The organism is Pseudomonas sp. BJP69, assembly GCF_007633355.1.
GTDB classification, from domain to species: Bacteria; Pseudomonadota; Gammaproteobacteria; order Pseudomonadales; family Pseudomonadaceae; genus Aquipseudomonas; species Aquipseudomonas juntendi.
Genome location: NZ_CP041933.1, coordinates 5,093,154 through 5,105,879, shown reverse-complemented (window position 1 = coordinate 5,105,879; position 12,726 = coordinate 5,093,154). Strand labels below are relative to the sequence as shown.

The window sequence follows — 12,726 nt, the reverse complement described above, 5'->3', positions numbered from 1 at the left end:
GCCGCTCCTACACGCAACGTGGTCGGTGTAGGAGCGGCTTTAGCCGCGAACACCGGCAATGCCGGTGCCATCCACTGCGATGTCTGCGTCGCGGCCCTCAGATATTGAACCGCCCGACCATCCCCCGCAGCTGCTGCCCCAGCTGTTCCAGCTCGCCGCTCGACATCGCTGTCTGCTCACTGGCCGCACTGGTCTGGTCCGACACATCCCGCACATTCAGCACGCTCCGGTTGATCTGCTCGGCCACCACGCTCTGTTCTTCGCTGGCCGTGGCGATCTGCTGGTTCATGCCCTGGATGTTCGACACCGTGTTGGTGATCTGGCCCAAGGCATCGCCGGCCCTGCGGCTCAGCTCCACACTTTGTTCGGTCAGCTGCTTGCTGTTGTCCAGCAAGCGGGTGACCTCGTCGGTGCCGCTGTGCAGGCTGTCGATCAACTGGCCGATCTCTTCGGTTGCGGTGGAGGTGCGCTGGGCCAGGCCGCGTACCTCGTCGGCCACCACGGCGAAACCTCGCCCGGCTTCACCGGCCCGTGCCGCTTCGATGGCGGCGTTCAGGGCCAGCAGGTTGGTCTGCTCGGAGACCGACTTGATGACATCGAGAATGCTGCCAATCCGCTGGCTTTCGCCCGCCAGGTGATGCATGGCCGCCAGGCAATGGTCCATCTGCCCGGCCAGTTGCTCGATGCGGCCGATGGCTTCGGCCACCACCTGGTCGCCCACTTGGGCCTGCTGGTCGGCGCTGGTGGCGGCCTGCGAGGCCTGCTCGGCGTTTTGCGCCACTTCCTGAACCGTGGCGCTCATCTGGTTCATGGCGGTGGCAACCTGGTCGGTTTCCTCGCGCTGCTGGTTGATGCGCAGCTTGGTGTCTTCGCTGCTGGTCGCCAGCTGCGAGGCCGCCTGCGACAGCTGGCCGACGCCCTGGTCGATGCCCCCGATCAGTTCGCGCAGGCTCAAGGTCATCTCCCGCATGCTGGTCTGCAACTGGCCCATTTCGTCACGGCGCTGCACGGTGTCGACCTGGCTCAGGTCGCCCTTGGCGATGCGCGCCGCCACCGCCAGGGTCTGGCGCAAGGGTTGGGTGATCTGCAGGGTGATCAGCCAGGCAGCCAGGGCCCCCGCTACCAGTGCCAGCAACGCAACGCTGGTCAGCAGCGAGCGGGCGGCCAAGGCTTCGCGGTCACGTTGCTCGACCTTGCGTTTACCCAGTTCCAGGCTGAGCGCGCGCAACTCGTTGCCCATTCGCTCCATGTTGTTCTGCAATTGCTCGACCCGCACGGCGGCGCGCCGGTATTGGTCCAGGCTGGCGCGGTATTTGGCCAGCTCGACACCGGGCTGCTCGCTGACAGCGCGTGGCAGGCCAAGCGGCGCCAGGCCTTTGAGCAGTTGCTCGAGGCTGGCCTGGGCTGCGTCCAGGGCGCTGTCGCCGACTTTGGCAAAGTCCTCGACCGGGGCGAACGTGTAGGCGGGTACCAGGCTTTGCTGGTTGGCACCATCCACTTGCCGGCTGAGGGTGTCCATTTGCGCCAGGGCACCATTTTGCTGGCTGTGGGCCGGCATGTTCAGCAACGCCTGGGTCTGCAGCTCATCGATGGCATCGTTGAGCTTCTGCTCCTGCTCCTGCATTGCCTGGCGCAAGGCCACCCGGTTGGCGACGGTGCGCTGCAACTCGGTGAAGTCATCGCGCAGGCGCTGCAGCAGGGTCAGCTTTTCGGTCAGCATCTGGCGCGACTCATCGACGTTGCTGCGCTGCTGCAGGGTGCTGAGCATGCTGTTGAGCTGGTCGAGGATGTTGCCGATAGTGGCCTTGCTGGCGTCGTCGTTGAGCACGCGGAAGGTGATGCGCTCTGCGCGCAGGTCTTTGGTCAGGTCGTTGATCCGGCCGATTTCGCTGAGCTGTTGCGAGCGGACGATGGCGTCGTCCAACGCACGCCAGCCGCTGATGGTGGTGGCCAGGGTAAGCAGCAGGACCACAGCGAAGCCGAGGGCCAGCTTGGCAGCCACGCTGATGTTGCCGAGCTTGCGGTTGAGGTAGCCGAGCATGGTGAGTCTCCGTGCGAAAGGGGGAGGGCATGCAGGCGTATTGCCGGCATGACACCTTTGCCCATCGGCAGCGGAGCTGTAGGACTTGACCTGATAATCAGGTAGGAAATTTCGCTGCGGCTAGTAGGAAATGTGTCGCCTGTGCCTGGCCGCTCCGCGCCGAACTGACGCGAAGAGGCCAGGCACACCCGATCAGAGCCTGAAGCGCCCCACCAACCCTTGCAAATGGGTGCCCAGCCGCGCCAGCTCCACGCTGGAGCTGGCCGTCTCCTCACTGGCCGCCGAGGTCTGGTCGGAAATGTCCCGCACATTCATCACGCTGCGGTTGATCTCTTCGGCCACGGCCGTTTGCTCTTCTGCCGCGGTGGCGATCTGCTGGTTCATCGCCTGGATGGACGATACGGTGCGGGTGATGGTTTCCAGCGAACTGCCGGCGCGGCGGGTCAGCTCGACGCTGCTGTCAGTCAGTTGGCGGCTACTGTCCATCACGCTGGCCACCCGCTGGGTTCCGCTTTGCAAGCCGGCAATCAGTTCTTCGATCTCTTCGGTCGACTGCTGGGTGCGCTGTGCCAGGCTGCGCACCTCGTCGGCCACCACGGCAAAGCCGCGCCCGGCTTCGCCTGCACGGGCAGCCTCGATCGCTGCGTTGAGCGCCAGCAAGTTGGTCTGTTGAGCCACCGACTTGATCACGTCGAGCACGCTGCCGATCTTGTCGCTCTCGGCCTTGAGCTGGTTCATCGCTTCGCTGGAGTTGATCACTTCGCCGGCCAGGCGCTCGATCTGCGCCACCGCTTCGCCCACCACCCGGTCACCTTCACGGGCCTGCTGGTCGGCCATCAAGGCCGCTTCCGAGGCTTGCTCGGCGTTGCGTGCCACGTCGTGCACGGTCGCGGTCATCTGGTTCATGGCAGTCGCCACCTGATCGGTCTCGACCTTCTGGTTGTTGACCCCGGCGCTGGTCTGCTCGGTCACCGCCGACAGTTGCTCGGCCGCACTGGCGATCTGCGTTACCCCATCGCCGATGCCACCGATCAGCTCGCGCAAGCCTTGGGTCATGCGCTGCATGCTGGCTTGCAACTGGCCCAGCTCGTCACGGCGGTCTACCGGCAGGTTGTGGCTGAGGTCGCCGCTGGCTACCCGCTCGGCGGCGCTCAGGGTCTGGCGCAAGGGCACGACGATCTGCCGGGTAATCGCCCAGGCTGCCAGCAGGCCAAGGGCCAGCGCCAGCACGGTGGCGATCAGCAGCAGGGTCTTGGCCTGGGCGGCCGCGCTATCCCGTACGGCGGTCTGGGAGGTGGTCATCGCCTCGCTGGTCTGCAGCAGCGCGGTGCCGAGCTCGACCATGCGTTGCAAGGCTTGATCGCTGGCCGTCTGGGCTGCGCCGAACTGGTTGACCGCATCCCGGTAGCCGCCCATGGCAGTGGTAGCGTCGTCCAGGCTGGCGGCATAGTCGGCCGGTACCTTGGCCGGCAGCGCGCGCAGTTCGAGCAAGGCCTGGTCGATGGCTTTGAAGGCGGTTTGCTGGTACTCGGCATTGCCGCTGTAGGTATAACCGCGTACCTGGAAGCGGGCTTGCTGCAGCAGGGCGTTGACCTCCACGGCCGACTGGTATTGGCTTATGTCGCCGCCCTGGCGCAGGCGCTGTTGCACCCGGTTCAGCAGTTCCACGGCCTTGTCGGCGCTATCGCCGAGCACTGCGCGGCTTGCCTCGCGGCGTTGGCCGGCCTGCTTCAGCTCGCCCAAGGCTTGCTGGTAGCCGCGCACGGCCTCGCGCTGCTGCTCCAGGCGCTGGTGGTCGGCGGGCTGCTCGATCTGGCCGAGCATCACTTGCACCTGGCGGTCCAGCGTGGCCAGGGTTTTTTCCACGTCTGCGATCGAGGCCTCATCACGCTCGCGTTGATAGCGCTGGCGGGCGATACGCAGTTCCTGGGTGTGCTGCTGAATGACCGAGATATTCCCCAGCTTGTCGCCACGGGCGGTGATGCTGTCCATGCCGTGCCAGCCGGTCAGGGTGATGGCCACGGTCAATAGCAGGACCAGGCCGAAACCCATTCCCAGTTTGCGGTTCACGCTCATATTGCCCAGCGATTGGGCTAACCATTGATACATGTAGACTCCCGGTCGGCTTGGCAGCACGAAACTTTGTTGTGTTGCCAAGGCCATCGGCCCGGGAAGGGGAAACTTGATGGGCGATTAGGTGGCGTTTGCGTCAGAAAATGCGCGAAAGCAGCGCAGTGACGGCCGTTTCCACGCGCAGAATGCGCTCACCCAGCTGCACGGGCGCCAGGCCTGCCTTGCCCAGCAGGTCGATTTCGTAAGGAATCCAGCCACCTTCGGGGCCGATGGCCAGGGTCACGGGCTGGTCCACGGCGCGCGGGCAGGCAGGGTACGGGCCGGGGTGACCGACCAGGCCCAGGGTACCAGCAGCGATCGCGGGCAGGCGGTCTTCGACGAACGGCTTGAAGCGCTTCTCGATGATCACCTCGGGCAGTACCGTGTCGCGGGCCTGTTCCAGGCCGAGGATCAGGTTGTCCCGAATGTTTTCCGGCTGCAGGAACGGCGTTTGCCAGAAGCTTTTCTCGACCTTGTAGCTGTTCAGCAGGATCAACCGCGGTACACCCAGGGTAGCCACGGTCTGGAACAGCCGGCGCAGCATCTTCGGGCGGGGTACAGCCAGCACCAGGGTCAGCGGCAGTTTGGCCGGCGGTTGCTGGTCGAAGGCCACCTCCAGCTCGGCCTGATGCGGTGCCAGGCGCAGCACCGTGGCCTGGCCCATCAAGCCGTTGACGCGGCCCACGCGCAGCTGGTCGCCGACCGCCACGCGGTGGATTTCCTGCATGTGGGTGAAGCGCCGGTCAGCCAGCACCACGCGGTCGGCCGCAACGAAGTCGGCCTGTTCAAGCAGCAGCAGGTTCACGGTTGAGTCGCTGGCGGCTGGTCGTTGGAATCGTCGGCAGTTTCGTCGTGGGCACTGCGCTTGCGCACCAGGCTGCCGCACAGCACGCCGACTTCGAACAGCAACCACATGGGCACGGCCAGCAGGGTCTGCGAGAAGATGTCCGGTGGCGTGAGGATCATGCCGACCACGAAGCAGCCGATGATCACGTAAGGGCGGATCTTCTTCAGGTACTTCACGTCGACCACGCCGATCCACACCAGCAGCACCACCGCCACCGGGATCTCGAAGGCCACGCCAAAGGCGAAGAACAACGTCATCACGAAATCGAGGTAGTTGGCGATGTCGGTCATCATGGCCACGCCTGCCGGGGTGGCTGCCGCGAAGAACTTGAACATCAGCGGGAACACCAGGAAATAGGCAAACGCCATACCGGCATAGAACAGCAGGATGCTCGACACCAGCAGCGGGATCGCGATGCGCTTTTCGTGGCGGTACAGCCCCGGTGCGATGAAGCCCCAGATCTGCTGGAGGATGAAGGGGATGGCCAGGAACAGCGACACGATCATGGTCAGCTTGAACGGCGTGAGGAACGGCGAGGCCACGTCGGTGGCGATCATCGTTGCATTGGCCGGCAAGTGATCACGCAGGGGGGCGGAGACCAGGGTGTAGATCTGCTGGGCGAAGGAGAACAGCCCGGCAAAGATCAGGAAAATGACCGCAACGCAGCGCAGCAGGCGGGTGCGCAGTTCGGTCAGGTGCGAAACCAGCGGCATTGGCTGGTCGTGTTCCGGATTCTCGCTCATGGGGCTCGCGGCGGTTGAGGCGGTTCAGTGGTTGTGCCCGGGGTGGCCGGTGTTTCCACTGGCCTGGCTGCGACCCCGGCGGGTGGCTGCACGGTGGCGGTGGTCACGGGCGGCTGTGCCGGTGGCGTCAGCGGGTTGAGGATGCGCTTGGCTTCCTCTTCCATCTGCAGGATGTGCTCGTTGTGCAGCTGGCGGCGGATGTCGTCGGCGCCGATTTCACGCTCCACTTCCATCTTGATGCTGTTGAAGCTGCGCTTGAGCCGCCCGATCCACAAACCTGCGGTGCGGGCGGCGCCTGGCAGGCGCTCGGGGCCGAGCACCAGCAGGGCGACCAGGCCGACGAGCAGCAGCTCGCTGAAACTGATGCCGAACATGGGTCAGTCTTTCCGCTGTGGCTCTTGGACCGGCTGTGCCTGGCCCTCGATGGTGTGGCCTGGCTGTGGCTGGGCGGTGTTCTGCACTGGCGGCACAGGCTGGGCAGGCGGCGGGGTTTGCTCGGCCGGCTTGTGCTCTTCATCGTTCATGGCCTTGCGGAAGCCCTTGATCGACTCGCCCAGGTCACTGCCGAAGTTCTTCAGCTTCTTGGTGCCGAATACCAGCACCACGACCACCAGCAGGACGATCCAGTGTTTCCAGTCAAAGATACCCATTTCGTACTCCTGAAAAATGTCAGTGAAGCTTCAGGGGCGCCCGGCGCCCCCCGCAAATGCATCAGGCAGAAGGCGTTCGCGCAGCCTTCTCATCATGCCCGGACAGCCCGAAGCGGCGCTCCAGCTCGTCCAGCACCGCTTGCGGATGCTGGCCCAGCGCGCTGAGCATCACCAGGCTATGAAACCACAGGTCGGCGGTTTCGTAGATGACATCGCTGTAATCCTTGCTGTGCGCGGCGTCCTTGGCGGCGATGATGGTCTCGACCGACTCTTCGCCGAGCTTTTCAAGGATCTTGTTCAGGCCCTTGTGGTACAGGCTGGCCACATAGGAGCTGTCGGGCGCCGCTTGCTTGCGTTCTTCAAGCACGGCGGCCAGGCGGTTGAGGGTGTCGCTCATGTCAGTGTCCTGCGCTGTAGATGGCATCCGGGTCCTTGAGGACCGGGTCGACGATTTTCCACTGGCCGTCTTCGTAGACGCGATAGAAGCAGCTTTCGCGGCCGGTATGGCAGGCGATATGGCCCAGTTGCTCGACCATCAGGATGATGACGTCGGCGTCGCAGTCCAGGCGCAGTTCATGCAGCTTCTGCACATGCCCGGACTCTTCGCCCTTGCGCCACAGCTTGCCACGCGAGCGCGACCAGTAGATGGCGCGTTGCTCGGCGGCCGTGAGCGCCAGCGATTCGCGGTTCATCCAGGCCATCATCAGCACCCGTCCGGTCTTGTGGTCCTGGGCGATCGCTGGCACCAGGCCATCGCTGTTCCACTTGATCTCGTCCAGCCAGTCTTTCATCGTCGACTCCAAAGCGAGCCCGCTCCTGTACCGGGCCATTTGCGCTAGTGTGCCAGCCACAGGCGCGGCTGGCTATTGGCGCACGATCAGGTAAAGGCCGGCGGCCAGCATCAGCCAGGCGGGCCAGGCTGCAGGCGCGGCCAGGCTGGCGGCCTCGGCAGCACCCGCGGCCAGTACCGCGCCCCCGCCCAGCAGGCCGGCACCCAGCAGGCGCAGCGCCCAGCGGTCGCCCTTGCGGCGCTCTGGCAGTTGCGGGTCATGCAAATGCGGTTGCGACAGGCGTTCGAGCAGGTCGCGGGTCATACCGGCCAGGTGCGGCAACTGCTCGACCTGGCTGTGCAGGTTGCCGAACATGGCCTTGGGGCTGTAGCGCTCGCGCATCCAGCGTTCCAGGTAGGGCTTGGCGGTACTCCACAGGTCCAGGTCGGGGTACAGCTGGCGGCCGAGGCCTTCGATGTTGAGCAAGGTTTTTTGCAGCAGCACCAACTGCGGCTGCACTTCCATGTTGAAGCGCCGTGCGGTCTGGAACAGGCGCATCAGCACCTGGCCGAAGGAAATATCCTTTAACGGTTTTTCGAAGATCGGTTCGCACACGGTGCGGATCGCGGCTTCGAATTCGTTGACCTTGGTATGCGCCGGGACCCAGCCCGAATCGATGTGCAGCTCGGCCACACGCCGGTAGTCGCGCTTGAAGAAGGCAAACAGGTTGCGCGCCAGGTAGTCCTGGTCTTCGGCGGTGAGGCTGCCGACGATCCCGCAGTCGATGGCGATGTACTGCGGGCTCCACGGTTTGACCGTGCTGACGAAGATGTTGCCCGGGTGCATGTCGGCATGGAAGAAACTGTCGCGGAACACCTGGGTGAAGAACACCTCCACACCCCGTTCGGCCAGCAGCTTCATGTCGGTGCGCTGGTCGGCCAGGGTAGCCATGTCGGTCACGGGCACGCCATAGATGCGCTCCATGACCAGCACCTTGGGGCGGCACAGGTCCCAGTACACCTGGGGCACGTACATCAGCTCGGACCCTTCGAAGTTACGCCGCAGCTGGCTGGCATTGGCCGCTTCACGCAACAGGTCGAGCTCGTCGTAGATGGTTTTTTCGTAGTCGCCGACGATGTCCACCGGGTGCAGGCGGCGGGCATCGGCCGAGGCGCGCTCGGCGGCCTTGGCAATCAGGAACAGCCAGGCCAGGTCCTGGGCGATGACCGGCTTGAGGCCGGGGCGGACCACCTTGACCACCACCTCTTCGCCCGTTTTCAGGCGCGCGGCATGCACCTGGGCGACCGAGGCCGAGGCCAGCGGCTCGACGTCGAAGCGGCTGAACAGCTCGCCCACCTTGGCACCCAGTTGCGCTTCGATCAACGCCACGGCGTGTTTCGGGTCGAATGGCGGCACGCGGTCCTGCAGCAGCATCAGCTCGTCGGCGATGTCGGGGGGCAGCAGGTCGCGGCGGGTGGACAGCAACTGGCCGAACTTGATGAAGATCGGCCCCAGGTCCTGCAGCGCCAGGCGCAGACGTGCGCCACGGTTGAGCTCGGACGGCTTGCGTGGCAGCCAGCGCCACGGCATCAGCAGGCGCAGGCTGGCCAGCCACCAGGGCAGCAGGGGTTGATCGAACAGCAGGTCATCCAGGCGGTAGCGGATGACCACACGCTGAATGCGGAAAAGGCGGCGGACGGCGAGCAGCTTCATGCGTTATCGCTGGAATCAAGGGATCGGGAAAGGCGCTTGAGGCGCGCCTCAAGGCGTTCGGTGTCGAGTTTCAGGGCATCGAGTTCGCTGAAGGCAGCCTCGGCTTCGCGCTTGCCGACCAGCGTGCGCGACTCTTCGGCCAGGTACTCGGACAAATTCTGGCTGAAGCGCGCCAGGCCCTGGCGGGTCCAGCGTGCGCGCAGGCGGATGTGGCCGGCCAGCATGGCCGTGGCCACCGGGCCGAGCCAGCGTTGCAACTCGTGCTCCCAGTCCAGTTCCAGGTCCTGCAGCACACCGAACAGGTCGAGCAGCACGGCGCTGTCGCCGTGCAGCTCGACCTGCGGGCTGTGCAACACGCCAGTCTTGTCCTTGGCCATGGCCAGTTGCGCCAGGCTGCCGGCCGGGGCGCGCAGGCTGCAGTCGACCTCGCCTTCCCAGTGGGCGGCGAGCATCAGGCCCTCTTCATCGGGCAGGATGAACACCTGCAAGGCCGGTTGGCGGCAGTCTATCTCGATGACCTTGCCCGCCAGCGCGCCCAGCCGCGGCAGGGCCGTGCTGTCCATGCGCAGGACGCGGTTCAGGCCCTGTTCGACACTGGCGAGCAGCCCGGCCAGCAGCATCAGGGCTTGATTCCCCGGTGCACGGCAACAATGCCGCTGGTCATGTTGTGGTAGGTGACGCGGTCGAAGCCGGCCTCGACCATCATGCTCTTGAGGGTTTCCTGGTCGGGGTGCATGCGGATCGACTCGGCGAGGTAACGGTAGCTTTCGGAGTCGTTGGTGATCAGCTTGCCGGCCAGTGGCATGAAGGCGAACGAGTAGGCATCGTAGGCCTTGGACATGAGCTTGTTGGTCGGCTTGGAGAACTCCAGGATCAGCAAGCGGCCGCCGGGCTTGAGTACACGCAGCATCGAGCGGATGGCTGCATCCTTGTGGGTGACGTTGCGCAGGCCGAAAGCGATGGTCACGCAATCGAAGTGGTTGTCCGGGAACGGCAGCTTTTCCGCGTCGGCCTGCACGAATTCGATGTTGCCGGCCACGCCGCGGTCCAGCAGGCGGTCACGGCCAACCTTGAGCATCGAGTCGTTGATGTCGGCCAGTACCACTTGCCCGGTCGGGCCGACCAGGCGCGAGAACTTGGCGGCAAGGTCGCCGGTACCACCGGCGATGTCCAGCACGCGGTTGCCGCTGCGCACACCCGAGAGCTCGATGGTGAAGCGCTTCCACAGGCGGTGCATGCCGCCGGAGAGCACGTCGTTCATCAGGTCGTACTTGGCAGCTACCGAATGGAATACCTCGGCAACTTTCTTGGCTTTCTGGCTTTCAGGGACGTCCTGGTAGCCGAAATGGGTGGTGGGTTCGGCGTGGTCGCCTTTGCGCTGGTCGTTCATATCGCTTCACCGGAAAAAATTACCGCCATTCTAGGGCGAACGGGCGGATTTGTCTTGGCAGGGTGTGCCTGTGGCCGGGGGCGGGCATAATGCCGATTATGTCTACATCTTCAGGAACACCCGCATGACCCAGATCAGCGTCGAACGCAAACACTCCCTCGGCCGTGACGCCGCCCGTGCCAAGGCCCAGGCGCTGGTCGACAAGCTCAGCCGCGAGTACGACCTCCAGGCCACCTGGAACGGTGACCGGGTCGATGTGGCGCGCAGCGGCGCCAAGGGTAGCGTGCAGATCGGCGAAGACAGCATCCGCGTGGAGCTGAAACTGGGCATGATGCTGTCGATGATGAGCGGCACCATCAAGGGCGAGATCGAGCGGGCGCTGGACAAGGCACTGGTCTGACGCCCGCTTTATTCAGCTGGCGGGGAACGGGATCAGGTCTTCGATCTGGTCCAGGCGCAGGTCACCCCGTTGCAAGCGCTCGTCGCGGCCCATGGCCTCCGGAAACTTCAAATGGCCTTTGGCAAAGCGCCGGGCATTGGCGTTGGCGGTGGTGTAGTGGAAGTGCGCCTCCCAGAGCTTCTGCCTGGGCTGCAGGCGATATCTGCCTGGGCTGCAGGCGATAGATGTCGTACACATCCAGAAAGTCATTGGGCTTGAGCTGTTTGCGCGCCCTGTGGGTCAGTGGTTGCTCGGGTACTGCATCCTGGCGATCGGTCGCGGCCGCCAGGTTGGCCATGTCATCCTCGCCCAGGCTTATCAGTATACTGAGCTCAACGATGTAGGCCTCGAGTTGGCTGCTGTCCACCGCAGGCATGTTGCGTGAAAGCAAGTACTGGGTATTGCTCAGGGCCAGCTTGTATTCGCGAAGGGCGCTCTCCAGGGGCGCCTTCTGCTGTTCGGGCGTCAGGCCGGCGGCAGCCAGGCTGTCGTGGCTCAGCAGTGCTTCGTGAAAATGCTTGCTGCGCAGGGTTTGCTGGGCGAGCAGGGTACTTTCGAAATCGTCTGCGCTGAGCCGGTCCCTGCGGACGACGAGTTGATGCGGGTCACTGATGATCTGGCCCGGGTAATGAGGGTCGAGTACTGCCGGGTGCTGATGATGCCGTCGAGCTTCTTGCGTTTGCCGGGGAACTGGATCTGCCCGTCTTGCATGGCCTCGGCAAGATTATGGTCCAGGCGTTGGCTGACACTGAGGATGCGCCTGTGCACAGCCAGTGCGGCTTCGATGTGCTTGCTGAAGTCCAGGTACAGCTCTGCCTGTTCCTGGCCGAACGGCAATTGCACCAGGCGACGGGACTGGGTCTTGAGCACCTCGTAGTCATTCATGTCGAGCAGGCGGCGGAACTGCTGCAGGTCAGTTTGCAGCAACTGCTCCCACCATTGGCCTCGCGCGAATGAAGCGGTGGCTTGCGGGTCGAACCTGAGGTACTTCGGTTCGCCCATGCGGGTGTAGAGTTGTATCTGCTCCCTGATCAGCGTGGCCTGTTTCTCATAGGTGAGTGCCAACACATCGAGGTTGGCGCGCGTCTCCTGGCGAAGCGCCTGCAGGGCGCGCAGGCGCTCCTGCAGGTGCTCCGGCAAATTGTCGAGCGAAGCGCCGGGGTGCTCATCGAGCGACTTCAGGAATGCCTCGAGTGCCTGGTCGTAGGGTTCCACCCGCTTCAGGTAGACACCGACGAAGGTTTCCGTGTTGGCATCCATTCACCGTTCCAGCGTTTCAGCCAAGGGCCACGGCTGCGTTCGCGGCTGGGGAGGTAGTAGCCGTCAGGCTCCGCCCCCCATGACTTCGCGCAAGCGCGGGCGATTGGCGAACTGGGTGGCTACAAGCTGCCTGAACGAGAGGGGCGATGACGATGGCATGGCAGGAGGCTCCGGTTGATGGGAGCCGAATGCTGGAGCAGCGGGCTGCTGCGTCTGTGGTAGATAAAGCAGTGCGCCGATCTTAGGGTGAAGATTCTAATTCCTGCCTCTACCTTATGCTCAAGCCCACCCTCCATGGGCGGTTCCTCCTCCACTCATGAGCATGAGGTACAGAGCATGGCCAAAGTGAATGTGAAGAAAAAGGCGGACGCGCCGGGCACGCTGGGTGAGGTGCGGGGTTACGCACGCAAGATCTGGCTGGCGGGCATCGGCGCCTATGCGCGTGTCGGCCACGAAGGCGCCGACTATTTCCAGGCGCTGGTCAAGGCCGGCGAAGGTGTCGAGAAGCGGGGCAAGAAGCGCATTGATAAAGAGCTGGACGCCGCCAACCAGCAGATCGATGACGCCGCCCAGGAAGTGAGCCGCGTACGTGGCAAGGTTGAAATTCAACTCGACAAGATCGAAAAAGCTTTCGACGCACGGGTAGGGCGCGCCTTGAATCGCCTTGGCATACCGTCTAAACATGACGTTGAGGCGCTGTCGATCAAGCTTGAACAGCTGCACGAGCTGCTTGAGCGCGTCGCGCACAAACCATAAGGAGA

Annotated in this window: 15 protein-coding genes; 2 read left to right on the top strand and 13 right to left on the bottom strand. The window is 64.1% G+C overall.

Features of this window, described 5'->3' with window-relative positions; genetic code table 11:
* Positions 1-97: 97 nt before the first annotated feature.
* From FPB55_RS23855 to ubiE, 11 genes are all read right to left on the bottom strand, one after another.
* The gene (locus FPB55_RS23855) at positions 98-2,041 is read right to left on the bottom strand and encodes a methyl-accepting chemotaxis protein (RefSeq protein ID WP_144189456.1); all 1,944 of its coding nucleotides are present in this window, start codon (positions 2,039-2,041) and stop codon (positions 98-100) included.
* Between the two features lie 192 nt (positions 2,042-2,233).
* Positions 2,234-4,150 (bottom strand): methyl-accepting chemotaxis protein, encoded by a 1,917-nt coding sequence (locus FPB55_RS23850; RefSeq protein WP_144189455.1) that lies wholly within the window; start codon positions 4,148-4,150, stop codon positions 2,234-2,236.
* Positions 4,151-4,250: 100 nt separating this feature from the next.
* A complete protein-coding gene (locus FPB55_RS23845; protein WP_144189454.1) occupies positions 4,251-4,958 on the bottom strand; it encodes a 16S rRNA (uracil(1498)-N(3))-methyltransferase in 708 nt (235 codons plus the stop codon).
* Positions 4,955-5,743, bottom strand: a complete 789-nt coding sequence (gene tatC, locus FPB55_RS23840) for a twin-arginine translocase subunit TatC (RefSeq protein ID WP_009684304.1) — start codon at positions 5,741-5,743, stop codon at positions 4,955-4,957. The genes FPB55_RS23845 and tatC overlap by 4 nt, the downstream gene beginning before the upstream one ends.
* Positions 5,740-6,117, bottom strand: coding sequence for a Sec-independent protein translocase protein TatB (tatB, locus tag FPB55_RS23835; RefSeq protein ID WP_009684305.1), 378 nt, complete (start codon positions 6,115-6,117; stop codon positions 5,740-5,742). The genes tatC and tatB overlap by 4 nt, the downstream gene beginning before the upstream one ends.
* A 3-nt stretch (positions 6,118-6,120) precedes the next feature.
* Positions 6,121-6,393 (bottom strand): twin-arginine translocase TatA/TatE family subunit, encoded by a 273-nt coding sequence (locus FPB55_RS23830; RefSeq protein WP_029886370.1) that lies wholly within the window; start codon positions 6,391-6,393, stop codon positions 6,121-6,123.
* Between the two features lie 61 nt (positions 6,394-6,454).
* Positions 6,455-6,790, bottom strand: coding sequence for a phosphoribosyl-ATP diphosphatase (locus FPB55_RS23825; RefSeq protein WP_009684306.1), 336 nt, complete (start codon positions 6,788-6,790; stop codon positions 6,455-6,457).
* Between the two features lies 1 nt (position 6,791).
* On the bottom strand, positions 6,792-7,184 hold the full coding sequence (hisI, locus tag FPB55_RS23820; RefSeq protein WP_003249284.1) for a phosphoribosyl-AMP cyclohydrolase: 393 nt from the start codon (positions 7,182-7,184) through the stop codon (positions 6,792-6,794).
* A gap of 72 nt (positions 7,185-7,256) precedes the next feature.
* The gene (gene ubiB / locus FPB55_RS23815) at positions 7,257-8,876 is read right to left on the bottom strand and encodes a ubiquinone biosynthesis regulatory protein kinase UbiB (RefSeq protein ID WP_029886369.1); all 1,620 of its coding nucleotides are present in this window, start codon (positions 8,874-8,876) and stop codon (positions 7,257-7,259) included.
* Positions 8,873-9,496 carry an SCP2 sterol-binding domain-containing protein gene (locus tag FPB55_RS23810; protein WP_009682368.1) on the bottom strand — a complete coding sequence of 208 codons (624 nt, stop codon included), beginning with the start codon at positions 9,494-9,496 and terminating at the stop codon, positions 8,873-8,875. Before FPB55_RS23810 ends, ubiB begins: the two co-directional genes overlap by 4 nt.
* Complete coding sequence (gene ubiE, locus FPB55_RS23805; RefSeq protein WP_009682367.1) at positions 9,496-10,266, bottom strand: bifunctional demethylmenaquinone methyltransferase/2-methoxy-6-polyprenyl-1,4-benzoquinol methylase UbiE; 771 nt, start codon at positions 10,264-10,266, stop codon at positions 9,496-9,498. The genes FPB55_RS23810 and ubiE overlap by 1 nt, the downstream gene beginning before the upstream one ends.
* 124 nt (positions 10,267-10,390) lie before the next feature.
* Between ubiE and FPB55_RS23800 the strand changes: the two genes are divergently transcribed.
* Positions 10,391-10,666 (top strand): polyhydroxyalkanoic acid system family protein, encoded by a 276-nt coding sequence (locus FPB55_RS23800; protein ID WP_144189453.1) that lies wholly within the window; start codon positions 10,391-10,393, stop codon positions 10,664-10,666.
* Between the two features lie 12 nt (positions 10,667-10,678).
* On the opposite strand, the gene FPB55_RS26795 is transcribed toward FPB55_RS23800, so the two are convergent.
* Positions 10,679-10,903: a hypothetical protein gene (locus tag FPB55_RS26795; RefSeq protein WP_052960509.1), complete on the bottom strand. Its 225-nt coding sequence runs from the start codon at positions 10,901-10,903 to the stop codon at positions 10,679-10,681.
* A 297-nt stretch (positions 10,904-11,200) separates the two neighbouring features.
* Complete coding sequence (locus tag FPB55_RS26790; protein WP_225786362.1) at positions 11,201-11,965, bottom strand: hypothetical protein; 765 nt, start codon at positions 11,963-11,965, stop codon at positions 11,201-11,203.
* Positions 11,966-12,301: 336 nt separating this feature from the next.
* On the opposite strand from FPB55_RS26790, the gene FPB55_RS23790 reads away from it, so the two are divergent.
* Entirely contained in the window at positions 12,302-12,721 is a 420-nt protein-coding gene (locus tag FPB55_RS23790) for a phasin family protein (RefSeq protein ID WP_009682364.1), read from the top strand.
* Positions 12,722-12,726: the final 5 nt, after the last annotated feature.

Excerpts from the sequence above, each read along its gene's own strand:
- FPB55_RS23855 (WP_144189456.1), bottom strand. The coding sequence starts at position 2,041 with ATGCTCGGCTACCTCAACCGCAAGCTCGGCAACATCAGCGTGGCTGCC.
- FPB55_RS23850 (WP_144189455.1), bottom strand. The coding sequence starts at position 4,150 with ATGTATCAATGGTTAGCCCAATCGCTGGGCAATATGAGCGTGAACCGC.
- tatC (WP_009684304.1), bottom strand. The coding sequence starts at position 5,743 with ATGAGCGAGAATCCGGAACACGACCAGCCAATGCCGCTGGTTTCGCAC.
- tatB (WP_009684305.1), bottom strand. The coding sequence starts at position 6,117 with ATGTTCGGCATCAGTTTCAGCGAGCTGCTGCTCGTCGGCCTGGTCGCC.
- FPB55_RS23830 (WP_029886370.1), bottom strand. The coding sequence starts at position 6,393 with ATGGGTATCTTTGACTGGAAACACTGGATCGTCCTGCTGGTGGTCGTG.
- FPB55_RS23825 (WP_009684306.1), bottom strand. The coding sequence starts at position 6,790 with ATGAGCGACACCCTCAACCGCCTGGCCGCCGTGCTTGAAGAACGCAAG.
- hisI (WP_003249284.1), bottom strand. The coding sequence starts at position 7,184 with ATGAAAGACTGGCTGGACGAGATCAAGTGGAACAGCGATGGCCTGGTG.
- ubiB (WP_029886369.1), bottom strand. The coding sequence starts at position 8,876 with ATGAAGCTGCTCGCCGTCCGCCGCCTTTTCCGCATTCAGCGTGTGGTC.
- FPB55_RS23810 (WP_009682368.1), bottom strand. The coding sequence starts at position 9,496 with ATGCTGCTGGCCGGGCTGCTCGCCAGTGTCGAACAGGGCCTGAACCGC.
- ubiE (WP_009682367.1), bottom strand. The coding sequence starts at position 10,266 with ATGAACGACCAGCGCAAAGGCGACCACGCCGAACCCACCACCCATTTC.
- FPB55_RS23800 (WP_144189453.1), top strand. The coding sequence starts at position 10,391 with ATGACCCAGATCAGCGTCGAACGCAAACACTCCCTCGGCCGTGACGCC.
- FPB55_RS26795 (WP_052960509.1), bottom strand. The coding sequence starts at position 10,903 with ATGTGTACGACATCTATCGCCTGCAGCCCAGGCAGATATCGCCTGCAG.
- FPB55_RS26790 (WP_225786362.1), bottom strand. The coding sequence starts at position 11,965 with ATGGATGCCAACACGGAAACCTTCGTCGGTGTCTACCTGAAGCGGGTG.
- FPB55_RS23790 (WP_009682364.1), top strand. The coding sequence starts at position 12,302 with ATGGCCAAAGTGAATGTGAAGAAAAAGGCGGACGCGCCGGGCACGCTG.